Annotated in this window: 21 protein-coding genes; 14 read left to right on the top strand and 7 right to left on the bottom strand. The window is 72.5% G+C overall.

Annotation, left to right across the window (positions count from 1 at the left end; all coding sequences use genetic code 11):
- Positions 1–15: 15 nt before the first annotated feature.
- Positions 16–1413, bottom strand: a complete 1398-nt coding sequence (locus tag HNQ79_RS21430) for a DUF6421 family protein (RefSeq protein ID WP_185033505.1) — start codon at positions 1411–1413, stop codon at positions 16–18.
- Between the two features lie 364 nt (positions 1414–1777).
- Here HNQ79_RS21430 and HNQ79_RS33845 point away from each other — a divergent pair, with 364 nt between their 5' ends.
- Positions 1778–1903: a hypothetical protein gene (locus HNQ79_RS33845; protein WP_260421731.1), complete on the top strand. Its 126-nt coding sequence runs from the start codon at positions 1778–1780 to the stop codon at positions 1901–1903.
- Positions 1904–1948: 45 nt separating this feature from the next.
- Entirely contained in the window at positions 1949–2632 is a 684-nt protein-coding gene (locus tag HNQ79_RS21425; protein WP_185033503.1) for a glycerophosphodiester phosphodiesterase, read from the top strand.
- Between the two features lie 52 nt (positions 2633–2684).
- Here the strand turns inward: HNQ79_RS21425 and HNQ79_RS21420 are convergent, their stop codons facing one another.
- Complete coding sequence (locus HNQ79_RS21420; RefSeq protein ID WP_185033501.1) at positions 2685–3233, bottom strand: GNAT family N-acetyltransferase; 549 nt, start codon at positions 3231–3233, stop codon at positions 2685–2687.
- Positions 3234–3433: 200 nt separating this feature from the next.
- Between HNQ79_RS21420 and HNQ79_RS21415 the strand changes: the two genes are divergently transcribed.
- The 6 genes from HNQ79_RS21415 (at position 3434) to HNQ79_RS21390 (ending at position 9111) form a co-directional block, all read left to right on the top strand.
- Entirely contained in the window at positions 3434–4033 is a 600-nt protein-coding gene (locus HNQ79_RS21415; protein WP_185033499.1) for a DUF5134 domain-containing protein, read from the top strand.
- Between the two features lie 83 nt (positions 4034–4116).
- On the top strand, positions 4117–5052 hold the full coding sequence (locus tag HNQ79_RS21410) for a M56 family metallopeptidase (RefSeq protein ID WP_185033497.1): 936 nt from the start codon (positions 4117–4119) through the stop codon (positions 5050–5052).
- Positions 5053–5138: 86 nt separating this feature from the next.
- Complete coding sequence (locus HNQ79_RS21405) at positions 5139–5804, top strand: phosphatase PAP2 family protein (RefSeq protein ID WP_185033495.1); 666 nt, start codon at positions 5139–5141, stop codon at positions 5802–5804.
- Positions 5805–5812: 8 nt separating this feature from the next.
- Entirely contained in the window at positions 5813–6508 is a 696-nt protein-coding gene (locus tag HNQ79_RS21400) for an HAD family hydrolase (RefSeq protein WP_185033493.1), read from the top strand.
- A 208-nt stretch (positions 6509–6716) separates the two neighbouring features.
- Positions 6717–7388: a TetR/AcrR family transcriptional regulator gene (locus HNQ79_RS21395; RefSeq protein ID WP_185033491.1), complete on the top strand. Its 672-nt coding sequence runs from the start codon at positions 6717–6719 to the stop codon at positions 7386–7388.
- A gap of 373 nt (positions 7389–7761) precedes the next feature.
- Positions 7762–9111, top strand: a complete 1350-nt coding sequence (locus tag HNQ79_RS21390) for an FAD-dependent oxidoreductase (protein WP_185033489.1) — start codon at positions 7762–7764, stop codon at positions 9109–9111.
- A gap of 69 nt (positions 9112–9180) precedes the next feature.
- On the opposite strand, the gene HNQ79_RS21385 is transcribed toward HNQ79_RS21390, so the two are convergent.
- Together HNQ79_RS21385 and HNQ79_RS21380 are read right to left on the bottom strand one after the other, a co-directional pair.
- On the bottom strand, positions 9181–11097 hold the full coding sequence (locus HNQ79_RS21385) for a neutral/alkaline non-lysosomal ceramidase N-terminal domain-containing protein (protein WP_185033487.1): 1917 nt from the start codon (positions 11095–11097) through the stop codon (positions 9181–9183).
- Positions 11094–11993: a bile acid:sodium symporter family protein gene (locus HNQ79_RS21380; protein WP_185033485.1), complete on the bottom strand. Its 900-nt coding sequence runs from the start codon at positions 11991–11993 to the stop codon at positions 11094–11096. Before HNQ79_RS21380 ends, HNQ79_RS21385 begins: the two co-directional genes overlap by 4 nt.
- 344 nt (positions 11994–12337) lie before the next feature.
- Between HNQ79_RS21380 and HNQ79_RS21375 the strand changes: the two genes are divergently transcribed.
- The gene (locus HNQ79_RS21375; protein WP_185033483.1) at positions 12338–13429 is read left to right on the top strand and encodes a WD40/YVTN/BNR-like repeat-containing protein; all 1092 of its coding nucleotides are present in this window, start codon (positions 12338–12340) and stop codon (positions 13427–13429) included.
- A gap of 99 nt (positions 13430–13528) precedes the next feature.
- On the opposite strand, the gene HNQ79_RS21370 is transcribed toward HNQ79_RS21375, so the two are convergent.
- A complete protein-coding gene (locus tag HNQ79_RS21370; protein WP_185033481.1) occupies positions 13529–14206 on the bottom strand; it encodes a uracil-DNA glycosylase in 678 nt (225 codons plus the stop codon).
- Between the two features lie 126 nt (positions 14207–14332).
- On the opposite strand from HNQ79_RS21370, the gene HNQ79_RS21365 reads away from it, so the two are divergent.
- Positions 14333–15322: an N-acetylglucosamine kinase gene (locus HNQ79_RS21365; protein WP_185033479.1), complete on the top strand. Its 990-nt coding sequence runs from the start codon at positions 14333–14335 to the stop codon at positions 15320–15322.
- Between the two features lie 95 nt (positions 15323–15417).
- Positions 15418–16344, top strand: a complete 927-nt coding sequence (locus tag HNQ79_RS21360; RefSeq protein ID WP_185033477.1) for a sirohydrochlorin chelatase — start codon at positions 15418–15420, stop codon at positions 16342–16344.
- Between the two features lie 94 nt (positions 16345–16438).
- Here HNQ79_RS21360 and HNQ79_RS21355 read toward each other — a convergent pair whose 3' ends face one another.
- Positions 16439–17533 (bottom strand): lactonase family protein, encoded by a 1095-nt coding sequence (locus HNQ79_RS21355; protein ID WP_185033475.1) that lies wholly within the window; start codon positions 17531–17533, stop codon positions 16439–16441.
- 873 nt (positions 17534–18406) lie between these two features.
- On the opposite strand from HNQ79_RS21355, the gene HNQ79_RS21350 reads away from it, so the two are divergent.
- Positions 18407–20761, top strand: coding sequence for a phosphoketolase family protein (locus HNQ79_RS21350; RefSeq protein WP_268253572.1), 2355 nt, complete (start codon positions 18407–18409; stop codon positions 20759–20761).
- 102 nt (positions 20762–20863) lie between these two features.
- Here the strand turns inward: HNQ79_RS21350 and HNQ79_RS21345 are convergent, their stop codons facing one another.
- Positions 20864–22333, bottom strand: coding sequence for an FUSC family protein (locus HNQ79_RS21345; RefSeq protein ID WP_229923603.1), 1470 nt, complete (start codon positions 22331–22333; stop codon positions 20864–20866).
- 282 nt (positions 22334–22615) lie between these two features.
- Here HNQ79_RS21345 and HNQ79_RS21340 point away from each other — a divergent pair, with 282 nt between their 5' ends.
- Both HNQ79_RS21340 and HNQ79_RS21335 read left to right on the top strand, forming a co-directional pair.
- Positions 22616–23095 carry an Lrp/AsnC family transcriptional regulator gene (locus tag HNQ79_RS21340; protein WP_185033471.1) on the top strand — a complete coding sequence of 160 codons (480 nt, stop codon included), beginning with the start codon at positions 22616–22618 and terminating at the stop codon, positions 23093–23095.
- A gap of 18 nt (positions 23096–23113) precedes the next feature.
- Positions 23114–23797: an HAD family hydrolase gene (locus HNQ79_RS21335; RefSeq protein ID WP_185033469.1), complete on the top strand. Its 684-nt coding sequence runs from the start codon at positions 23114–23116 to the stop codon at positions 23795–23797.
- Positions 23798–23965: the final 168 nt, after the last annotated feature.

Below are 23965 nucleotides of genomic sequence, written 5' to 3'. Positions count from 1 at the left end.
CCTCGGCGCGGGGGCTCATGCGGCCACCCGCTCGGCGCTTGCCGCGCGAATCCCCTTGGTCGAGGCGATCACGGACTTGAGCTTCTTGGAAAGCGCCTCATAGAACATGCTCAGCGGAAACTCGTCAGGAAGCACGTCGTCGACCAGTTTCCGCGGCGGCAGCGACAGGTCCAGCGCGTCCGGGCCCTTGGCCCAGCGCGATCCCGGGTGCGGTGCGAGGTAGGTGGAGACCAGGTCGTACGCGGCGAACCAGTGCACCAGCTTCGGGCGGTCGATGCCTGCCCGGTACAGGTCCTCGATCTCGCCGCAGAGCTGGTTGGTGACCTGCGGGGCCCGCTCCCAGTCGATCTTGAGGGTGTTGTCGGTCCAGCGCAGCACGTCGTGCTTGTGCAGATACGCGAAGAGGAGCTGGCCGCCGAGTCCGTCGTAGTTGCGGACGCGCTCGCCGGTGACCGGGAAGCGGAACATCCGGTCGAAGAGCACCGCGTACTGCACGTCGCGGCCCTGGGAGACACCGTCGGCCTCCAGCTTGACGGCCTCCTTGAAGGCGGTGAGGTCGCAGCGCAGCTCTTCGAGCCCGTACATCCAGAACGGCTGCCGCTGCTTGATCATGAAGGGGTCGAAGGGCAGGTCGCCGTGGCTGTGCGTGCGGTCGTGCACCATGTCCCACAGGACGAACGCCTGCTGGCAGCGGTCCTGGTCGGCGACCATCTCGCGGATGTCGCCGGGCAGTTCGAGACCCAGGACGCGCACGGCCTCCTCGGTCACCCTGCGGAAGCGGGCCGCCTCGCGGTCGCAGAAGATGCCGCCCCAGGTGAAACGTTCCGGCGCTTCGCGCACGGCGATCGTCTCGGGGAAGAGCACGGCCGAGTTGGTGTCGTATCCCGAGGTGAAGTCCTCGAAGGTGATGCCGCAGAAGAGCGGGTTGTCGTAGCGGGTGCGCTCCAGCTCCGCCAGCCACTCCGGCCACACCATGCGCAGCACGACGGCTTCGAGGTTGCGGTCCGGGTTGCCGTTCTGCGTGTACATGGGGAAGACCACGAGGTGCTGGCGGCCGTCGGCACGCGAGCGGGCGGGCTGGAAGGCGAGCAGCGAGTCCAGGAAGTCGGGGACGACGAAGCCGGCGTCCGCCCATGCACGCAGGTCGGCGACGAGGGCCCGGTGGTAGGCGGCGTCGTGCGGCAGCAGCGGCGACAGCTCCTCGACGGCGTCGGTCACCCGGCCGAGCACGGCCTCGGCGGTGGCGCGGGCCGGGGCGCCCTCGGCGTCGAAGTCGACGGATCCGTCGGCGGACTGCCAGGGCCGGAACTCCTCGACCGCACCCTTGAGCACGCTCCAGGCCGGGTGGTCGATCACCCGCGAGGCCTCCGCTATGCCTCCACCAGCAATGTCCTGCATCAGATTTTGCGTCATGTCACTTCCTTCACGGGAGAACCTCGCGTCAAGAAACCGTATCCGTGCGTGGTTCTTCCACACAAGAGGGCCCGGGACAAATTATCCTGCGCCACCCCCCAGATCGCAGTAAGTTTTCCTGCGGGACGTCGCGGGCGCGGCGATGACTGCGGTGTCGTCACCGCGCGGCACATCCTCGGTTCTGCTTCCCCGCGCAGCGGCGGCATACGCCTCACGCCCCGCGCACCTCCGGTCGCAGGGCGTCAACGCCCGTCGGATCCGCGCCCACGGACGGGTGAGGGAGAGCCGTCCCGGCGCCGGGCAGGGGTAGGACGGTCGCACGCTGTTGCGTGTACGCCCGCCCCCTGCGCCTGGAGCTGTTCCCGTGAGTATGCGTGCCGTCCTGTTCGCCGCCCTCGCCACCGGCCTCATCCTGGGAATCGCGGGCACCCAGTTCGACGACTCCGGTTCCGTCCGCCGCACGGGTTCCGTTGCGGAGGCGGGCCGCTAATCTCGCTGTGAGCCGCCAGCCGCCGTCGACGGAAGCGAGATCGCCGTGCAGTTCCTCACCATCGGTCATCGCGGAGTCATGGGTGTCGAGCCGGAGAACACCCTCAGCTCCTTCGTCCGTGCCCAGCAGGCGGGCATGGACGTCATCGAACTCGATCTGCATCTGAGCAAGGACGGCGCTCTCGTCGTCATGCACGACGCCGACGTGGACCGGACCACGGACGGGCACGGTGCGATCGCCGGGCTCACCCTCGCCGAGCTGCGCGCCCTCGATGCGGGCGGCGGCCAGCGCGTTCCCCTCTTCGAGGAGGTCCTGGACGCCGTCTCCGCGCCGCTCCAGGCGGAGATCAAGGATGTGGCCGCCGCCCGGGTGCTGGCGGAGGTGATGCACCGGCGCGCCCTGGTGGAGCGCGTCGAGGTCCTGTCGTTCCACGACGAGGCGCTGACGCACATATCGTCGCTGGTGCCCGGGGTGCGGACCGGGCTGGTCGCCGAGTTCTACGGTCCCGAGGTGATCGACCGGGCGCTGACGGCAGGCGCGGGCGCCGTCGTCCTGGACATCCGGCGGCTCACCCTGGAGACAGTGCGACGGGCCCGCACCGAGAAGCTCGCGGTGATCGGCTGGGTGGTGAACACCTTGGACGAGCTGCGCCTCGCACACGCACTGGAGCTGGACGGGGTGACCACGGACTTCCCGGAGATCCGCAGCACCGGCCGCTTCATGGCCTGATCCCCGCGGGGCCCAGGGGTTCCACGGCCGGGAGCCGGAGCCGTGGGGCGTCTCAGAGGTCCTTGAGCAGCAGCTCGAACGCGAGGTCGTCGCGCTGCGGCACACCGAAACGCTCGTCGCCGTACGGGAAGGGCGTCATCCTTCCCGTACGGCGGTAGCCGCGGCGCTCGTACCAGGCGATGAGGTCCTCGCGCACCGAGATCACCGTCATGTGCATCTCGCGCACGCCCCAGGTCCGCACGGCGAGACGTTCGGCCTCCGCGATGACGGCCTTGCCGACGCCACCGCCCTGGAGGCCGGGCCGTACGGCGAACATCCCGAAGTAGGCCGCCTCGCCCCGGTGTTCGAGCTGGCAGCAGGCGATGAGCTCACCGTGGCGCGCGACGGTGAGCAGCCGGCTGCGCGGGTCCTCGACGACTGCGCGGACACTCTCGGGGTCGGTGCGCCGGCCTTTCAGGAGGTCGGCCTCGGTGGTCCATCCCGCACGGCTGCTGTCCCCGCGGTAGGCCGACTCGATGAGCGCGACGAGCGCGGTGACGTCGGCCTCCACGGCGTCGCGGAAGAGAAGTTCCCCGGCGGCCGGGCGCGAAGTGGTGTCCATGGCGGAGGTGCCCCTCTGTCTGTGCCTGTGCTGCGGCTCTGCGGCCGGCCGCGCGGGGCGGCCGGTGGATCCGTCCGACCCTAGCGCGGTCCCGTGCTCCCCCTGTGTGCCGTTGCGCGTGCGTGCGCCCCCGGCCATCGCGGGCATCGACTCCTCGACCTGTCGACATGTCGTGGTGGAAGTGAACGGGGAGGTACGCCGTGCACGGACCGGCGATGTCCGGCTGGCTGCTGGTGGCACTGTGCGGGGTGACGAGTGCGTACTGCCTGCTCTGGATGCGCAGTGGGCCCGTGGAAGAGCGCGGGACGGCCCGCGGCGAGGCTCTGATGGGGTTCGGGATGGCGGTGATGGCGGTGCCCGCCGCCGTGTTCGCGCCGCCCGCCTGGAGCTGGGCGGTGTACGCCGCGGTGTTCGGGGCCGCGGCGCTGCGGGCCGTGTGGCGGACGCGCGGCGGGCTGCGGCACACCCCTCACCTGCACCATCTGATCGGTTCTGCGGCGATGGTCTACATGGCGCTCGCCATGGCCCCGGGCGTGACCGGCTCCCCGGGCCACGCGGGGCACGGAGCCACGTCGGCCGGCGGCGTCCCCCTGCTCACGGGGGCTCTGCTGGCGTACTACGCGGTGTACGTGCTGCGGGTGGGCGCGCGGCTGGTCCCGGTGGTCACGGTGACGAGCGCGACGGGCAGCGGACCGGCCGCGTCCGCCGGAGCCCTGTACTGGGGCGCCCGCCCCGAACTGGCGCTCGCCTGCCGTCTGTCCATGGCCCTGGCGATGCTGACCATGCTGCTGTCCCTGTAGGGCCGACGCCCCGGATGAGTCGTACGTCACTTACCCGGCCGGGGCCATACCCGTGGGCCACGGGCTCCTCATAGGCTGAGCCCATGATGGTCTCCCTGGCGCTGTTGCTGCTCGGTCTGCTGACCGCCGTCACGGCTCCGCGCCTGCTCGCGGCGACCGACTGGCGGGAGCGGGAGCCCGTGGTCGCGCTGTGGATGTGGCAGTGCGTGGTGGGCGCGGTGCTCCTGTGCTTCGCGCTCGCGATGACGTTCAGCGCGGCGGCCGCCTGGCAGCTGGTGCGGGGCCACGTCTTCGCGTCGGCGCCGCACGGGGTGGTCGAGGCGTACGCGCTCGGTGCCTACGGCCCGTGGTCGGCCGTACTGGCCGTCGTGCTGGCGGGCTGCGGTGCGTGGACGGGCGCGATGCTGACCCGGGAGATCCACCGGGCGCGCGTACGGCGCAGGCAGCACCGTGCGGAGCTCCTGGTCCGTGCGCCCGCTCTGCCCGGTGAGAACCCGGGCGGGGACCGTCTGGTGGTCCTGGAGGGCGAGCGGCCCGACGTCCGGTGGCTGCCCGGCCCGAAGCCGAGGCTGGTCATCACCACGGCGGCACTGCGCAGGCTCAAGGGTCGTCAGCTGGACGCGGTGGTGGCGCACGAGCAGGGCCACGCCCGGGCCCGGCACGACTGGCTGCTGCACTGTGCGGGCGCGCTGGCGGGCGGCTTCCCGCAGATCCCGGTGTTCGCCGTCTTCCGCGACGAGATGCACCGGCTGGTCGAGCTGGCCGCCGACGACATGGCGTCCAAGCGTTTCGGCCGGCTGACGACGGCGCTGGCGCTGGTCGAACTCAACGAGGACCGGGGGGTGTTCGGGCCGTGCGCGACCTCGGACAACGGGCTGCCGCAGCGGGTGAACCGGCTGCTGGCCCCCGTGCCCAGGCTGAGCCCGGCCCGGCGGCTGCGGCTCACGGCGGCCTGGGCGCTGGTGCCTGTCGTTCCGCTGGTGGTGGCCTTCGTGCCAGGGCTCAGCGCCCTCGAGTAAGGGGCTCGGGCACGGCTCGGCCCTTGCCCTCAGGGCTCGGCGCGTTCGAAGGGCTTGACCGGCCGCGGGTCGGCAAGGATCACCCCATGCCCTCCCACGGACCCCTGCCGCCCGCCCGCTCACCGGTGCTCCTCGCGGGCGCCCTGCTCGCCGCTCTGTCCGCCGTGCTGCTCACCCTGGTGGCCCTCGACTGGGGTCCGCTCCTCGCTCTCGACGGCCGGATCGCCGACGGTCTGCATCGCGTCGCGGTGGAGGCGCCGGGAGCGACCCGCGCCAACCGGCTCCTCTCCGACTGGGTGTGGGACCCGTGGGCGATGCGCGCGGTGGTGGCGGGGGTCTTCGTGTGGCTTCTGCGGCATGGCGAACGGGTGCTCGCTCTGTGGCTGGCGGGGACGAGCCTGGTCGCCGCGTGTGTCCAGCAGCTCCTCAAGTTCGTGGTCGGGCGCGAGCGTCCCCAGTGGCCGGATCCGGTCGATTCCGCTCATTACGCTGCCTTCCCTTCCGGTCACGCGATGACAGCGGCGGTCACTTTCGGTCTGCTGCTGTGGCTCCTGCGGCTGTACGGGGCGGGACGCGGGACGCGTGCCTGGCTGCTGACCGCGGGGGTGGTGTCGGTGGTGGGCGTCGGCTTCACCCGGGTGTTCCTGGGCGTGCACTGGCTCACCGACGTACTCGCGGGCTGGCTGATGGGGGCTGCCCTGGTGCTGTTCTCGGTGGCTCTCCACGCGTACCGGACCGCACCGCGGGCATGATCGACGCCATGACGACGAAAGCGGTGCTGTTCGACTTCTCCGGCACGCTGCTGCGCATCGAGTCCACTCGCGCCTGGGTGGGTGCGGTGCTGGGCGACCGCCTGCCGTCCGCCCCCGCGGAGGAACTGGACCGGTACGCGACCCTCCTGGATAGTGCGGGCGCGCTGCCCGGCGGCGCCCCACCGCTGCGGGTGCCGCCCGCACTGACCGGGCTGTGGGCGACCCGCGACGTGAGCGCGGCGCGGCACCGGGCCGCGTACACGGGTCTCTCACGGCAGGTGGACCTCCCGGACGACGCCCTGCACGACGCGCTGTACGAGCGCCACATGTCCCCGGCCGCCTGGCAGCCGTACCCGGACGCCGAGCGGGTGCTGCGGGAACTGCGCGCGCGTGGTGTCGGCGTCGCCGTGGTGAGCAACATCGGCTGGGATCTGCGGCCGGTGCTGCGCCAGCACGGCCTGGACCCGTACGTCGACGCCTACGTCCTGTCGTACGAGCACGGCGTCCAGAAGCCGGACCCCCGGCTGTTCCGCACGGCGTGCGAGGCGTTGGGCCAGGAGCCCGCGCACACCCTGATGGTGGGCGACGACCGGCACGCCGACGGCGGGGCGGCGGCACTGGGGTGCGCGGTCCACTTCGTCGATGCGCTCCCGGCGGCGGACCGCCCGGACGGGCTGCTGCCGGTGCTCGGCCTTCTCCACTGACCGTGCCGCCGCCCCGATGCGTACCGCCGCACCACGTACGAAGGCCCCCGGAAGGAAACCTTCCGGGGGCCTTCACCCGCTGTCCGCCCTGGACGATCCCCCGCGTCGCCCAAGGCGGACAGCCGTCCCCTCGCCCCCCTTCGCAGAGGGGGTGCGGAACGCGCGCTGAGTATATTGGCTCAGAGCCAGTCAACGCAGGAGTTACAGGATGTCCCCGCGCAGCCCGTCGGTCAATGAGGAATTGCGTCGGCGTTCGCGCGAGCGGATTCTCCAGGCGACCGTCGACGTGGTCGACGAGCGCGGTTACGAGGCGACGACGCTGGGCCACATCGCCGACCGGGCCGGTACGGCACGCGGGCTGGTCTCGTACTACTTCCCCGGCAAGCGGCAGCTGCTCCAGTCCGCCGTGCACCGGCTGATGCACCGCACCATCCGCGAGGCGCTGGAGCGCGCGCCGCAGCCCGCTCAGCCGCCGGGCCGGGAGTTGCTCGCCAGGGCGGTGGACGCCGTACTCGGACTGGCGCACGAGCGGCCGGTGCTGATGCGCACGCACATGGCGGGCATTCTCCAGGCCGAGGGCTTCGTTCAGTGCCCGGAGCAGCAGTTGCTGGCGCAGGTACTGCGAGGCGCGGTGGAGCAGTACGGCGCCGGCGACCCGGCGCAGGACCCGGAGGCCGACTACCGCCTGCTGCGTGCGCTGCTGATGGGCGCGGTCTTCGCGCTGCTGCTGCCGGGCGCGCCGATGCCCCTCGTACGGCTGCGGGCGGAGCTGTTCCAGCGGTACGGACTGGACTGGGAGATGGGAGTGCCGCCGGGCGGGGAGCCGCCCGGCGGCACGGAGGTGCGTGGAGGGCCGGCTACCGGCCCGGCCGCACGCTGATCAGCGACTCGGCGGTCGTGGCCCCGGCAGGCCCGGCGAGCCGGCCAGGACCCTCCCCCCGTTCCTGGAGCTGATGATCACGCACCCAAGGGGGCACTGACCATGGCCGGCGACGCGCTGTCCGACGGCAACCACGTGACGATCGAGGAGCGGGCCACGGAACTGGTCGCCCAGCGGTCCGCCGAGATCCACCGCACGGCGCGGATGCTCAGGGCCGGGTAGCTCCCGGGCGCCGCCCCGGTCCCGGCGCTCCCGCGTTCCCTCCGCGTCCGTCTGCCGTTCCGTCCTCCGGGCGCTTCGGTGCACGCAGCCCCCTGCCGCTGCCCGCTCTCCGGTGCGATGCTGGAGGGACCCCGTGGGAGGGAGCTGAGCCGTGTTCCGCGTCGCAGTCGTCGGGTCGGGCCCCAGCGGGGTCTACACGGCCCAGGCCCTCGTTCAGCAGACCGCCGTGCCCGATGTCCGCGTACACGTCCTGGACCGGCTGCCCTGCCCGTACGGACTTGTCCGGTACGGCGTCGCGCCGGACCACGAGAAGATCAAGTCCCTCCAGGGCACGCTGCGTACGGTGCTGGAGCACGAGCGGGTCGCCTTCGTCGGCAATGTCGAGGCGGGGACTCCGGAACTGCCCGCCCGGCGCCTCCTGGAGCTCTACCACGCGGTGGTCTACTGCACCGGCGCGGCGGCCGACCGCAGACTGGGTGTCCCCGGCGAGGACCTGCCGGGCAGCTTCTCCGCCACCGAGTTCGTGTCCTGGTACAGCGCCCACCCCGATGCCGCTCCCGACGGCTTCGCGCTGGGCGTGCGGTCGGCGGTGGTGATCGGCGTCGGCAACGTGGCGGTCGACGTGGCGCGGATCCTGGCACGCGGGGCCGCCGAGCTGCTCCCCACGGACGTACCGCAGGGTGCGCTGGACCTCCTGTCGGGGTCCACGCTGCGCGAGGTGCACATGGTGGGGCGGCGCGGCCCCTCGCAGGCCAAGTTCACCACCAAGGAGCTGCGGGAACTGGGTTCCCTGCCGGACGCCCGGGTTTCGGTCGACCCCGCCGAACTGGCGCTGGATCCGGCGTACGAGGACCCGTCGGAGCTGCCGACGGCCCTGCGCCGCAACGTGGAGGTGGTGCGCGGCTGGGCCTCGGCGCCACCGTCCGCACGGGGCCGGGTGATCCGGCTGCGCTTCCATCTGCGTCCGGTGGAACTGCTCGCCGAGGCGGGGCGGGTGGCGGCCGTACGGTTCGAGCGGACGGTGCCGGACGGGGCCGGCGGGGTGCGCGGGACGGGCTCGTACGAGGACATCGAGGCGCAGTTGGTGCTGCGCTCGGTCGGCTATCGGGGGACCCCCGTCCCCGGGCTGCCGTTCGACCCTGCGCGCGGTACGGTGCCGCACGCGGGCGGGCGGGTGCTGCGGGACGGCCGCCCGTCGCACGGCGAGTACGTCGCCGGGTGGATCAAGCGCGGGCCCACAGGGGTGATCGGCACGAACCGGCCGTGCGCGAAGGAGACGGTGGCGTCCCTGCTGGCGGACGCCGGTGCGCTGGCGCGGCGGGAGGTGGCGGGCGAACCTCTGGACGTACTGCGGCAGTCGGGGCTGCGCCCTGTTCAGTGGCCGGGCTGGCTGGCGATCGAGGCGGCGGAGACGGCGCTCGGTGCTTCGCTGGGACGCCGGTCGGTGAAGATCGCGGACTGGGCGGGGCTGCTGGACGCGGCAGGGGACGGCCGGGTCTGAGTCCTGCCGTCCGGGCGTTCGCGGGCCAAGTGCCGCACTGGGAGCGGGACGGCGGAGCCCCCAGGCCCCTCACGGTACGTCGAAGGGCTCGGTCGTCCCCGTGAAGGGACCCGTCACGGTGCTGCGACCGTGGTACCGGATCCGGTGCACACCTGGTGCGGTGTCCTTCGGAAGGGTCCACGTCACGGTGGCCGTCGAGGTGCTCGGGCCGGTGCGGGCCCAGCGGAAGGTGGTGGACCAGTCGTTGTCGTCGGCTACGCGGGTCCAGGTCCCGCCGGTCCCGGTGGTCCCGGTCCCGCGGCGTTCGACGGAGAGGTGGGTCGCGCCGCGCTTCAGGTCGTTGTTCGGGTGGGCGGCGACGAAGGCGGCGGTGACCTTGTCGCCGATGCGCGCGAAGGAGAGCACGTCGCCGAAGGCCCGGCCCGGGGGCGGGGTGTCGGTGGGCGGGGTGTGCCGCCGGGGGCGCACGGCGGGCAGCGGTTCGGGGACGCCGCGGCGGACGGGGCGGCCGTCGCGCAGGGCGGTGGCGAGGTCGGCGGCGGTCTGGCACAGCGCGGCCAGCTGCCACCGGCCGAAGAGGGTGCTGCCGCCCTCGTACTCCTGGGCGTCGTACTCCTCGGGCGTGGTGACGTAGTGGAAGTAGCCGTTGCTGTAGCTCGCGACGAGTACGTCGCCAAGGTCCGCGCCGATGATGTCCGCGACGGTACGGCGCAGTCGCAGGCCGGCGACGACGGTGACCTCGCCGGGGATGCCGAGGAGGTGCAGGCGGCCGATGCGCAGGAGCTGGACGGGCACGCGCTCCTGGACCATGGGGCGCAGGGTGTTGAGCGGGCCCGCGGGGAGGACCAGCGCCTTGGGTGCGTGGGCGTCGCGCAGGGCCGGCGAGAGGGCGTAGACGACGCGCTGGGAAAGGGTGTCCCAGAGGGGGTTGCGGCCTTCGCGGAAGCCTCGGAAACCCTTGCCGTCGGCCCAGGCACCGGCGAGGGCCGCGGCCCCGCCGACGGGCGTGCCGGTGCGGTGGGCGCGGCCGTCGCCGGTGAACTCGGGGCGCACCTCGGTACGGGAGAGGCACAGATGGGTGATGCGGTGGTCGAGGGGGCCGGTGAGCGGGGTGGCGGCGGCGAGGAGCGCGCCGGCCGACTGCTGCTGGCGGGTGCCGGCGAGGCGGGTGTTCTCGTACTCGTTCTCGGTGGGGCCGCTGCCGGGGCGCAGGTTGAGGTTCGGGGACATGTCGCCGGCGTTGGTCTGCGCGAACGCGGTGACGAGGGAGGGGGGTTCGGGGTCCAGGTAGTCGGTGCCGCCCTCCAGGCGCTCCCAGGTGTAGGCGGCGTACCCCTTGTTGTCGCTGCTGATGAGGGTGTTGGTGTTGGTCATGCTGGTGTTGTGCACGGGGAACCAGTGCACGGCACCGGTCAGCCGGCCGTCCCGGTGGATGCTCAGCAGGGTGGTGTGCGGGTCGACCGCCGCGGGGAAGTGCGCGCGGTCCCGTTCGGGGTTGCGGTCGAAGGCGCGGCGGGAGCGGTTGGCGCTGACGTCGTGCAGTTCGCCGTGGGCAAGGGCGAGTTCGGCGGGGGCCAGGTCTGCGAGGGCGGCGAGGGCGGCCTCGGTGATGCCGTCGACTATGGCCGCGTACGTCTGCGGGCGGAAGCCGCCGGTGTTGCTGTTGTAGAGCGCGTGGTGGAAGTAGCCGCCGGGGCCGCAGTGGGTGTGCGTCGCGGTGATCATGACGTTGGACTCGGTCCAGCCGTCGGGGAGGCGGCGCAGGACCTCCGCGACGAGACCGCCGGAGATCAGCGGCAGGTCGCAGACCACCAGCAGCACGCGGCGGTCGTCCTCCGCGGTGTCCTGAGCAAAGGCGAAGGCACGGGCGTGCAGGCGGGTGTGGATGCCGGTGGTCTGCTGCTCGGCCTTGCCGTAGCCGAGCATGCCGCACTCGGCGGCCTCCCCGGTGATGTCGGCGATGCCTCGGCCGGCCAACCGGGTCATGCGTTCTCGCTCCCGGTGGTGGTGGCGGGGCTCGTGGTACGCGCGTGGCCGCGGCGCAGCAGCCAGCCAGCCCCTGCGGCGGCGAAGTACATCAGCACCCCGTACGTCGCTCCAGGAACGGCCATCTCGGTGCTGCCGACGATGCTCAGGGCGATGGTGATGGCCAGGGTGGTGTTGTGCAGGCCGACCTCCATGCAGCAGGCGATGGCCTGTCGTCGGCCGACCCTCAGGAGGCGGGGGATCCAGTATCCGACGCCGAGGCTGACGACGAGCAGCGCGAGCGAGACCGGGCCGGTGGCGGCGAGGTACTCGGCGAGGTTCTCGCGTTCCTGGACGAGGGCTCCGACGATGATCAGCGCCAGCACGACCACCGAGAAGATCCGCACCGGCCGGTCCGTGCGCAGCGCGAACTGCGGTGCACGGGAGCGGACGTACATACCGGCGAGCACCGGGATCAGCACGATCGCGAACACCTGGAGCGTTTTGGTGAACTGGAGGCCGAGTTCCGCGTTCTCCGACCCCGAGGCGAAGAAGTGCGCCGCGGAGAGGTTGAAGACCAGGGGGAGGGTGACGACGGAGATCATCGAATTGACGGCGGTGAGCGTCACATTGAGGGCTACGTCCCCGCCGTAGAGGTGGCTGAAGAGATTCGCCGTGGTGCCTCCCGGGGAGGCGACGAGCAGCATCATGCCGACGGCGAGGACGGGCGGCAGCCCGAAGGCGAGCACCAGGCCGAAGCAGATCACCGGCAGGAGCACGACCTGGCAGGACAGGGCGACGAGGGTGACCTTCGGGTGGGACAGCACCCGGCGGAAGTCCGCCGGGACGAGGCCCAGTCCGAGGCCGAACATGATGATGCCGAGGGCGAAGGGGAGCAGAACTCCGGCTATTCCCAAGGGAGTTGTCCGTCCGTTCCGTCCACCCGCCCCTCAGCCGGACAGGCCGGGCCGGGGGGAGGCGGCGGTGACCTGTTCCGTGGTGGGGGACGTCATGGTGACTCTCCTCGTCGGGCGGCCGGTGATCGTCGTGCCGACTGGATGGTTTCCGAGGGGGTCCGGCCTGTCAAGGAATTCGGTCGGGATCGCTTCGGCCACGCAGGCCCCCGCCGGGGCACGGGCCGCCGGAGCGGTCCCGGCTTACCGCCCTGACCTGGGCGAACAGCTCATCTCAGGGCCATTGTCAGTGCCGGGGTGCAGACTGGCCGATACCTGGAGACAACGAGGTCTGGGAGGTGTCGGCGATGTCCGACGTACTGCTCGCTGTAGGCACACGCAAGGGACTCTTTCTCGGCCGCAGGCGCGGCGGCGGTGAGTGGGAGTTCGACGGCCCGCACTTCAACGCGCAGGCCGTGTACGCGGTGGGGATCGACCGGAGCGCGTCCTCGCCCCGGCTGCTGGTGGGCGGGGACAGCGCGCACTGGGGCCCGTCGGTGTTCCACTCCGACGACCTGGGGGCGACCTGGACCGAGCCGGAGAAACCGTCCGTGAAGTTCCCCAAGGACACCGGGGCTTCACTGGAACGGGTCTGGCAGCTCCATCCGGCGGGGCCGGCCGCGCCGGGCGTGGTGTACGCGGGAACGGAGCCCGCCGCGCTGTACCGCTCCGAGGACCGGGGGGAGACCTTCACGCTCGTACGGCCGCTGTGGGAGCACCCGACACGCTCGCAGTGGCAGCCTGGCGGGGGCGGCGAGGCCGTGCACACCGTCGTCACGGATCCGCGCGACGCGGACGCGGTGACGGTGGCGGTGTCGACGGCCGGGGTGTTCCGCACGAAGGACGGCGGGACGAGCTGGGCGCCGTCCAACAAGGGGGTCTCGGCGGTCTTTTTGCCGGACCCCGACCCGGAGTTCGGCCAGTGCGTGCACAAGGTCGCGCAGGACTCCGCCGATCCCGACCGGCTGTACCTGCAGAACCACTGGGGGGTCTTCCGCAGCGACGACGCCGGCGCGAACTGGACGGACATCGGTGAAGGGCTGCCGTCCACCTTCGGTTTCGCTGTGGCGGCGCACCCGCACCGCGGGGACACGGCCTACGTCTTTCCCATCACGGCGGACTCCGACCGGGTGCCCGCTGACCGCAGGTGCCGGGTCTACCGGACCTCGGACGCGGGCAAGAGCTGGGAGCCGCTGACGGCCGGACTGCCGCAGGAGGAGCATTACGGGACGGTGCTGCGCGACGGGCTGTGCACGGACGACGCCGGCCCGGCGGCCGGGGTGTACTTCGGCAACCGCAACGGTGAGGTGTTCGCCAGCGCCGACGACGGCGACAGCTGGCAGCAGCTCGCCTCGCACCTGCCGGACGTGCTGTGCGTACGGGCGGCGGTGATCGGCTGAGGGGGACCGGAGGCGGCCGGGCGGTTTTCCTGCCGCGCGGGCACAGCACACGGGGGTCCGGGCCCCGGCGGACGCCCGGACCCGGTCCCCGGTTGTGCGCTAAGGCAGTCGCCAGTCCACGGGCTGGACCCCTTGCCTGGCCAGCAGGTCGTTGATCCGGCTGAAGGGGCGGGAGCCGAAGAAGCCGCGGTCGGCCGACATGGGCGAGGGATGTGCCGATTCGATCGCCGGTACGTCGCCGAGGACGGGCCGCAGGTTGCGGGCGTCCCTCCCCCACAGCACGGCGACGAGCGGCTTGCGGCGCGCGACCAGCGCCCGGATGGCCTGCTCGGTCACCTCCTCCCAGCCCTTGCCCCGGTGGGCGGCGGGCTTGCGCGGGGCGGTGGTGAGCGCCCTGTTGAGCAGCAGTACGCCCTGTCGCGTCCACGGGGTGAGGTCACCGTTGGAGGGCCGGGGCAGGCCGAGGTCGGCGTGCAGTTCCCGGAAGATGTTCTCCAGGCTGCCCGGCAGGGGGCGCACCTCGGGGGCCACCGCGAAGCTGAGCCCGATGGCCATCCCCGGTGTCGGATACGGGTCCTGACCCACGATCAGGACCCGTACGTCCTCGAAGGGCTGCTGGAAGGCACGCAGCACATTCGCCCCGGAGGGGAGATAGGTGCGGCCGGCCGCGACCTCCGCGCGCAGGAAGTCGCCCATCGCGGCGATCCGTTCCGCCACGGGCTCCAGTGCTTGCGCCCAGCCGGGCTCTACGACTTCGTTCAATGGTTTCGCTGCCACGGAGCGTCACTCTACTGGCGTAGTCCGTCCCGCCCCGCCCCTCCCCCGCGGGACCGCGGTAATCTGCCGCCGTCCCGCGGGTACGGACCCGTTCGCCTTCCGTTCTTCTCGTCCCCGGAGCCGTCCATGCCGTTGGAGCAGTACGTACTGGGCGTGGACTCCGGCGGTTCCGGGGTCCGCTTCGGTCTCGCCGGTGCCACCAGTGGTACACCGGTGACTTCCCCGGTGGTGTCCACTTCTCCGGTGCGCACCGGTCCCGGCGGCATCGACGCCGGGCATCTGCTGGAGCAGCTGCTGCCCGCCGCCGCCGAGTTGACGGGCCGGGTCGGGGGTGGTGCTCCGGTCGCCGTGTGCGTGGGCGCCGCGGGGATGGCCACGCTGGGCGTTGGTCTGCGGGCCAGGCTGCCGCGGGCGCTGGCCGACGCCCTGGGGGTACGGCGCCTGGCGCTGGCCACCGACGCTGTCACCGCGTATGCGGGCGCGCTGGGGCCGCGGGCCGGGGCGGTGGTCGCCGCGGGCACCGGGCTGATCGCGCTGGGCACGGATCTGCGGGCGTGGCGGCGGGCGGACGGCTGGGGCCATCTCCTCGGGGACTGCGGCGGCGGTGCGTGGATCGGCAGGGCGGGGCTGGAGGCGGCTCTGCGCGCCCACGACGGCCGCCCCGGGGGTTCGCCCGCGCTGCTGGAGAGGCTGGAGGCGGTGTTCGGACCCGCGGCGGGACTGCCGGGGCTGCTCTATCCGCGGTCCGACCGCCCTGCGGTGCTCGCCTCGTTCGCACCCGAGGTGGCCGCGTGCGCCCCGGCGGACCCGGTGGCGGACGGCATCCTGCGCGAGGCCGCCCGGCACATCGCCCAGACGGCGCTCGCGGCGTGTCCACCGCCGGACGGCACCGAGGCCCTGGTCGCCCTCACCGGCGGACTGCTGAAGCTGGGCGAACCGCTGCTCGGCCCGCTTCGCGCGGAAGTGTCCCGGCAGGTGCCGCACGCCCGGCTGGTGCCCGCCGCCGGGGATCCGCTGGCCGGGGCCCTGTCGATCGCCGCCGCGCTCGCCTCGGACACTCTGGCATTTCCCGACGATGCGCATATGTTGCACGTATCGGGTTGTCAAGCCCGTTGATTTGAAGGGCATTCACCGGATAAAACAGGACAGATACCTCTCGAATACACCCTCCCCGAACAGCCGGACCTGCAAAGCCAGTAGCATGCGGCGCCATGAGCTCCCCCACTGGGCCCGCTTCCGGCCTGCCTGTACGAATGCCACGCCCCCGCCAGCCCGGACGCCACCGCCGTCCGGAGCCCGTGGCCGCTCCCGAGGGTGCGCCCGCCCTTGTTCTCGCCGTTCCCGGCGAGCCGTCCACCGTCACGCGCAGCCTGGCGGAAGAACTTCTCAGCATCGCCCGCTCCGAGCTGCCCGGACTCGACGCCCGCATCGGCTACCTCGACGGTGACGGCCAGGGCGAGTACCCGACGCTGGACGCCGTGCTCGCGCACACCGCCGCCGAGCGCACCGCCCGTTACGAGCTGGCCGTGGCCGCCGGCCGCGAGGTGGCGGCCCCGGCGGGTCCGGTCGCCGTCGTCGTGCCGTTGCTGGCCGGGCCCGAGGGTTCCACGATGCGCCGGATACGGCAGGCACTGGTGGACAGCCACGCCGCCGCCGAACTGACCGACGTCCTGGGCCCGCACCCGTTGCTCGCCGAAGCACTGCACGTGCGTCTGTCGGAGGCCGGTCTGTCGCGCGCGGACCGTGCCCGGCTGTTCACGGTCACCACGGCGGCCGACGGCATCGTGCTGGCCACCGTCGGCGGCGAGGAGGCCGTCCGGGCCGCCGGGATCACCGGCATGCTGCTGGCCGCGCGTCTCGCCGTCCCGGTGATGGCCGCCGCCCTCGACGAGGAGGGCTCGATCGCCTCCATCGCCGAGCAGCTGCGCGGTTCCGGTTCGGCGAACCTGGCGCTCGCGCCGTACCTGATCGGCCCGGAGGTCGCCCCCGACCTGCTGGAGACCGCGGCGAAGGAGGCGGGCTGCGCGTTCGCCGAGCCGCTCGGCGCGTACCCGGCGATCGGCAAGCTCGTGCTGTCGCAGTACGCGGCGGCGCTCGGGCTCACGCCGCAGCAGGCGCAGGGCGCCCCGGTCCACTGACCATGGGATCGCCCGCACGCGGAAGGGCCCGCCCGCCGGATCACCGGGGTGCGGGCCCTTCCGCGTACGGAACCGTCTGCGTGCCGCGTACAGCTCAGCCGAAGACCACGCAGGACGCCGCCGGTGCCGCCACCGAGCCCGTGAGGCGCGGAACCCCGGTCTCCGGGTCCACGTCGAACCAGCTGACGTCGCCCGAGCGCTCGTTGGCCGCGTACAGGCGGCGGCCCGTCGGGTCCAGCGCGAGGTCGCGCGGCCAGTGCCCGCCGCACGGCACGGTGGTGCGCAGCACGGCGCTCGCACCGTCCGGGGAGAGCGTGAACACCGAGATGCTGTCGTGGCCGCGGTTGGCGACCCACAGGAAGCGTCCGTCGGGAGCGACGACGGCCTCCGAGCCGTAGCTGGGGCCCTGGGCGCCCTCCGGGAGCAGGGCGACCTCGTCCAGCGGCGTGAGGGCTCCCGTGACGGCGTCCCAGCCGCACACGGTGAGAGTCGGCGCCAACTCGTTCACGACGTACACGTGCGAGCCGCGCGGGTGGAAGGCGAGGTGGCGCGGGCCGCTGCCGGGGCGCAGCGCCGTTTCCTCGTGGACGCTCAGGGCCCCGGTGCCGATGAGCGTGCAGATCCGGACCGAGTCGCTGCCGAGGTCGACACTGAGCACCCAGCGCCCGGTGGGGTCGGGCTGCACCTGGTGGGCGTGCGGGCTCTCCTGCCGGTCCTTGTCGGGGCCGCCGCCCCGGTGTTCCAGCACGCAGGACAGCGTCTGCGGGCTGCCGTCCCGCGGGTGCAGCGGCAGTACGGAGACGCTGCCGGAGCCGTAGTTGGCGGTGACCGCGTACCCCGATGCGAGCGCGAGGTGGGTGGGCGAGGCGCCGCCGACCTGCACCGGCTCCCCCAGCAGCCGCGGCACCGCGTCCGAGGTGTCGAACGCGGCGACCGCGCCCGCGTCCGTCTCGCTCACCGCGTAGAGAAGCCGCCCGCCGGATGCGAGTGCCAGGTACGAGGGGTCGACGACGGCGTCGGTCGCGCCGAGCACGGTGAGCGCACCGGTCCCCGGATCGACGGCCGCGGCCGTGATGCCGCGCCCGCCGGCCGAGGTGAACGAGCCGATATAGGCCCTCGTCCGCTCCCGCTGCGGCTCTTCGTCGAGCCCCTGTCCGGTGCTGCTCTCTGCTGCCGTGTCACCGCTCATGTGCAGTCCCTTTCCGCCTGTCCGTGCCTGTCCTGCCTGTCCGTGTCCGTGCCCGGCGACCGTAGCAGGGCGGTCTAGACCAACCGCTTGGGCGTTCTCGATCCGCCCGGCCGGGACTGTGCCCCGCCCCGCACGCCAAACAGCGCGTCCTCGTGGTGCGGAAACAAGGGCCGCAGCCCGGTGTTGTCGTACGTCCGCGTGCCGGGCGGCGTCGCGTCCGCCCCGGATGCCGTGCCCGCAGCGGTTGTTCCGGACGCTGAGGCCAACGGGACTCCGGCAGCGGGCGGGCCACCGGGTCCGGATATCGGCCCGGCGGCTCGCCGAAGATCGTTGCGCATGCTGCTCGCTTCCCCCCGCATCGGAGAATCACGCGGCCGAACGGCCGGCAGTTCGGTGCACGGCCGGCGCCCGCGTGGCCCGGACCGGAACCGCCGGGCCCTGGAAGCTCGCACTCCGCGAGGCTCTGGTGCACGGTGGAGGAGTGACTGCCGTCGACGAGTGGCGACGCTGCCCCGCCCAGCGGGCCCCGGGGCGTTCCCGGACGTCTTCCGACACCCGCCGGGAGCAGACCGGGCGCCCCATGGCCGCGGCGGCCGTCCGTCCCGGCCCCAGCACCGTGACCGTACGCGGCCGGGCGGCGCGAGGTTCCGTACCGTCCGCGTCGGCGGACGCCGCCCCCGCCACGCGCCTCCCGGCCGGGACGAGGCACCGCGAGAGACCGGCCGGGGCCCGGCCCGGCCCCGTACGCCCCCGCAGCGCACCACGCGGCGCCGGTCCCGGAGCCGCCGTCCCCCGGCCCTGAGCACATCCGCGCCCCTTCCTCCTCGCGCACGCACGCCCGCGCACCCTCTGCACCGATACGGAGAAGCACACGTGGCACGCGACGAATTCGCCGAACTGAACGCCCACTGGCGGGCCGCCAACTACCTGGCCGTCGGCCAGATCTACCTCCTGGACAACCCCCTCCTCACCGAACCGCTGCGCCCCGAGCACATCAAGCCCCGTCTGCTCGGCCACTGGGGCACCTCGCCCGGCCTCAACCTCGTCCACACCCACCTCAACCGCGTCATCGCGCAGCACGGACGGGACGCCCTGTGCATCTGGGGTCCCGGTCACGGCGGCCCGGCCGTCCTCGCCAACTCCTGGCTGGAGGGCACCTACAGCGAGATCTACCCCGACGTCACACGGGACGCGGAAGGCATGGCGAAGCTGTTCCGGCAGTTCTCGTTCCCCGGCGGCGTGCCCAGCCACGTGGCGCCCGAGACGCCCGGTTCGATCCACGAGGGCGGTGAGCTCGGCTACTCCCTCTCCCACGCCTACGGCGCCGCCCTCGACAACCCGGACCTGTTGGTCGCCTGCGTGATCGGGGACGGCGAGGCCGAGACAGGACCTCTCGCCGCGTCCTGGCACTCCAACAAGTTCCTCGACCCCGTCCACGACGGCGCCGTCCTTCCGATCCTGCACCTCAACGGCTACAAGATCGCCAACCCGGCCGTTCTCGCCCGCATCCCCGAGGCCGAACTCGACTCCCTGCTCAGGGGCTACGGACACGACCCGCTGTACGTCACGGGCGACGACCCGGCCACCGTCCACCGCGCGATGGCCACGGCCATGGACCAGGCGCTGGAGCGCATCACCGCCGTTCAGCGGGCGGCCCGTACGGCAGGGGGCGCACCGGACCGCCCCCGGTGGCCGATGATCGTGCTCCGTACGCCCAAGGGCTGGACCGGCCCCGCGACCGTCGACGGCGAACCGGTGGAGAACACCTGGCGCTCGCACCAGGTACCGCTGTCCTCCGTACGCGAGAATCCGGAGCATCTGCGGCAGTTGGAGGCGTGGCTGCGCTCGTACCGTCCCGAGGAGCTCTTCGACGCGGACGGCCGTCCCACTGCCCAGGTCCTGTCCTGCGTGCCGGAGGGAACCCGTCGTCTGGGCGCGACCCCGCACGCCAATGGCGGCCTGCTCACCCGCGACCTGCCGGTGCCACCGCTGGAGGAGTTCGCCGTCGCCGTCGACAAACCGGGCGCGTCCGTGCACGAACCGACCCGGGTCCTCGGCGGGCTGCTCGCCAGGATCATGCGGGACACCGCCGAGTCCAGGAACTTCCGAGTGGTGGGCCCCGACGAGACGCACTCCAACCGGCTCGGCGCACTCTTCGACGCCACCGCGAAGGCCTGGCAGGCGGGGGTCCTGCCGACCGACGAGCACCTCTCCGGGAACGGCCGGGTGATGGAGATCCTCTCCGAGCACACCTGCCAGGGCTGGCTGGAGGGCTACCACCTCACCGGCAGGCACGGCCTGTTCTCCTGCTACGAGGCGTTCGTGCACATCGTCGACTCCATGGTCAACCAGCACATCAAGTGGCTGAAGACCTCGCGCGCACTGTCCTGGCGGGTCCCCGTGCCGTCCCTCAACTACCTCCTCACGTCGCACGTGTGGCAGCAGGACCACAACGGTTTCAGCCACCAGGACCCCGGCTTCGTGGACCACGTCCTCAACAAGAGTCCCGAGGCGGTCCGCGTCTACCTGCCGCCGGACACCAACACCCTGCTGTCCGTCGCCGACCACGTCCTGCGCAGCCGGGACTACGTCAACGTCGTCGTGGCGGGCAAGCAGCCCGGCTTCGACTGGCTCTCGCTGGACGAGGCCCGTGCCCACTGCGCGCGCGGTGCGGGCGTCTGGGAATGGGCGGGTACGGAGGGCCCGGCCGGCGAGCCGGACGTCGTCCTCGCGTGCGCGGGCGACGTGCCCACCCTGGAAGTCCTGGTGGCGGCCCAGCTGCTGCGCCGCCACCTGCCCACACTCGCCGTCCGGGTGGTCAACGTGGTCGACATGACGCGACTGCTGCCGCACGAGGAGCACCCGCACGGCATGCCGGATTCCGAGTACGACGCCCTGTTCACCACCGACAAACCGGTGATCTTCGCGTACCACGGCTACCCCTGGCTGGTGCATCGCCTGGCCTACCGCCGCACCGGCCACCCGCACCTGCACGTCCGCGGGTACAAGGAGTCGGGCAGCACGACGACGCCCTTCGACATGGTCGTACGCAACGACCTCGACCGCTACCGGCTCGTCATGGACGTCATCGACCGCGTGCCGGGACTCGCCGTGCGGGCGGCCGCCCTCCGGCAGACCATGGCGGACACCCGTACCCGCCACCGCTCCTGGGTCCGGGCACACGGGGTGGATCTCCCCGAGGTCGCCGACTGGACCTGGGCGGGCTGAGTCCGAGGCGGCGCCGGGCCTGCACGGGGCCCGGCGCACCCGGGTGCGGACGCTCGCGGGGCCCTGCGCAGTCGGGGGGCCGGGTGCCCGTCGTCCGTCGGGTCAGCAGTTCCCGGCCGAGGAGGATTCCGGTCGCGCGCCCAGAGGCGCGGCCAGTTGTTCCAGTGCGCGCACGATCGCGTGGACGTGGACCAGGGCCGTCACCTCGGCGGCGTGCTCCTCGCCGGTGACCGGCTCGTCCTTCTCGTACGTGCGCCCCGGGGTCGTCAGGGCTTCCACCGCGCGTTCCACCCGCCAGCACGCGGCGGTGAGGCGTGCGTCGTGGGACGCTTCCGCGTCCGCGGCGATCCGGGCGAGCGCACGTACGTCCCGTACGCAGTCGTCCAGCAGGGCCAGCACCTGGCGTGCCCGGTCCTTCCTGCCGCGCAGCGGGCTCAGGGGGTGGACGAGCGGGGCGAGCGAGAGCCGGACGCGTCCCAGCAGGAGTTCGAGTTCGGCCACGCTCCGGGCGGGGTCCGCGACGGGGTCCCCCGCGAGCCGGGCCGCGGCGTCGGCGGTGCAGGTGTGCACGCACTGCACGGCACGATGGACCCACGCGTGGGTCGTCGCATGGGTGGAGACGGGCAGCACGATCAGCACCGCCAGCGCCACCCCGAGGGCGCCGACCCCCGTCTCCGCGAGGCGCAGGACCAGGAGGTCGTGGTCCAGGACGCCGAGCAGCCCGTACAGCAGGCCGGCCATCAGGGTCACCGCGAGCATCATCCAGGTGTACGAGACTGCGGCGGTGTAGAAGATCCCGAAGACGCAGACCGCCACCAGGACGGCGGTGGGCACCGGCGCCCCGTCCAGTTCCACCGCCACGACCAGGCCGATGGCGATGCCGGTGAGCGTGCCGGCCACCCGGCGGAAGCCCCGGACGAGGGTCTCTCCGCGCGAGGTGGTGTTCACGAAGATCCACCAGACGGTGCCGACGGCCCAGTACCAGCGCTCCTCGGACAGGAACTGGCCCGCTCCAAGGGCGAACGCGGAGGCCACGGTCGCCTGGACAGCCTGCCGGGTGGTGACCCGGGCCAGGCCGCGGGCGGGTTCGGCGGCGGGAACGACCGGCGGGGGTACACGCTTCTCGTAGCACCAGAATCCGAACCGCACCGTCGAGGAAGCGGCCAGGGCGAGGAGGACGGCCGCGTACAGCTCGGGCAGCTGAGCCGGTACGGCATGCAGGAACTGCGTCATGAAGAAGGACATGAACGCGAAGATTCCCAGGGCGTGTCCGCGCGGACCCCAGCGCCTGGCGTAGACACCCGCGCACACCACGGCGAGGAACGCTCCGTCACGCAGCCACGAGTAGTCGTGCAGCATCGTCGCCAGCGCCAGGACCGGGAAGCCGACGACGGGCAGCAGCGCGGTGGTGACCGCCTGCTTGCGGACGGTGGAGTCGGTGACCGTGAAGAGCGCCAGCAGCGCGGCCAGCCCGGCCGTGATCGCCGCGGCCAGCGAATGGCCGACCAGGCCGGAGAGCGACACCGCCAGCCCGATGCCCAGAACGGCCCGGAGCCCGCTGCGCAAGCGCATCAGGCCCGGATCCGGTGCGTGGAAGATCCTCTTCACAGCGGCAGCCCCGCCCCCTCGTGTCGACTTCGCCCGTGGTTTCCCCGTGCAGAGCACATGGAAAAGGCGCCGCTGGTCCGGTGCGGCGTCGTCGCCGGTCCGGCCGCTGTGCGGCGCCATCAGTAGAGAGAGATAAGCATCAAGTGGGACACTGGCTCAACTCGACCTTTGAACACTGTGCCAATGGACCAGTGCCGCGGCGTACTGGTGGGCCAGGAGGGAGCCAACGGACCATGGAGGTGGCACATGCCTGTGGATGAGCTGGACACCCGCATTCTGCGACTGCTGATCGAGCAGCCGCGTACAAGCGTCCGTGAGTACGCCCGGCTCCTGGGCGTGGCGCGCGGCACGCTCCAGGCCAGGCTGGACCGGCTGGAGCGGGACGGGGTGATCACCGGCACGGGGCCCACCCTCTCCCCCGCCGCGCTCGGGCACCCGGTGCTGGCGTTCGTCCACGTGGAGGTGACGCAAGGACATCTGGACGAGGTCGGGGAGGCGCTGGCGCGGGTGCCGGAAATCGTGGAGGCGTTCTCGATCACCGGCGGCGGGGACATGATGACGCGGGTGGTGGCGCGGGACGCCATGCATCTGGAGGACGTGATCCAGCGGCTGATCCAGGTGCCGGGGGTGGTCAGGACGCGGACGGAGGTGGCCCTGCGGGAGCGGGTGCCGCATCGGATGCTGCCGCTCGTGGAGGCGGTGGGGAGGGCCGCGCGCGCCCGGTGAGTGACCCATGCTGGAGCCATGAGCACTCCGCGGCCCCTTTCGGTCATCTTCGATCTCGACGGCACCCTGGTGGACAGCGAGCCGAACTACTACGCGGCGGAGCGCAGGCTCCTCGCGCGGCACGGCGTACCGGACTTCGGCTGGGAGGAGCACGCCCGCTTCATCGGGATCGGGACCCGCGAGACGCTGGAGGCCCTGCGGGGGAGGTACGGAATCGCCGCGGGCGTCGACGAGTTGCTGGCCGAGAACAACCGGCTCTACCTGGAGTCGGCACGCGCCTCCACCGAGGTCTTCCCCGAGATGCGCAAGCTGGTGGAACGGCTGCACGCCGGCGACGTGGCGATGGCGGTGGCGTCCGGCTCGTCGCGGGAGGCGATCGAGGCGGTGCTGGCGGGAACGGGGCTCGACGCATACCTGGGCCGGGTCGTCGTCTCGGCCGAGGAGGTTGCGCGGGGCAAGCCCGCCCCCGACGTCTTCCTCGCCGCCGCTGCCGCTCTCGCGGCGGAGCCCGGACACTGCGTGGTCTTCGAGGACGCGGCACCGGGGGTGGCGGCCGCCTTTGCGGCGGGGATGCGGTGCGTGGCGATTCCGTACGTACGGGGCAGCGAGAACGATCCGGCGTTCGGCACGGCGGAGTTGCTGTTCCCGGGCGGCCAGGTCGAGTTCACGGCGGACGGGGCGTGCGCCTGGCTGGGACTGTGAGGGCGCCGGCGGGAGGGACGGGCGGCGCACCATCTCCACCGGCCGTGGCAACTCGGCTCCTCGGAACGGGAGTTGTCGTTGATGTGACTGGCGCCACACCCGCAGCGTCATTTAGTTAGGCAAGCCTAAGCTAAGTTGAATCCTGACCGCCTCCCCCAGGAGGCACTT

Origin of the sequence: Streptomyces candidus, assembly GCF_014207445.1 — a bacterium.
In the GTDB taxonomy this organism is placed as follows: domain Bacteria; phylum Actinomycetota; class Actinomycetes; order Streptomycetales; family Streptomycetaceae; genus Streptomyces; species Streptomyces candidus.
This window is presented reverse-complemented; position numbering and strand designations above follow the sequence as displayed.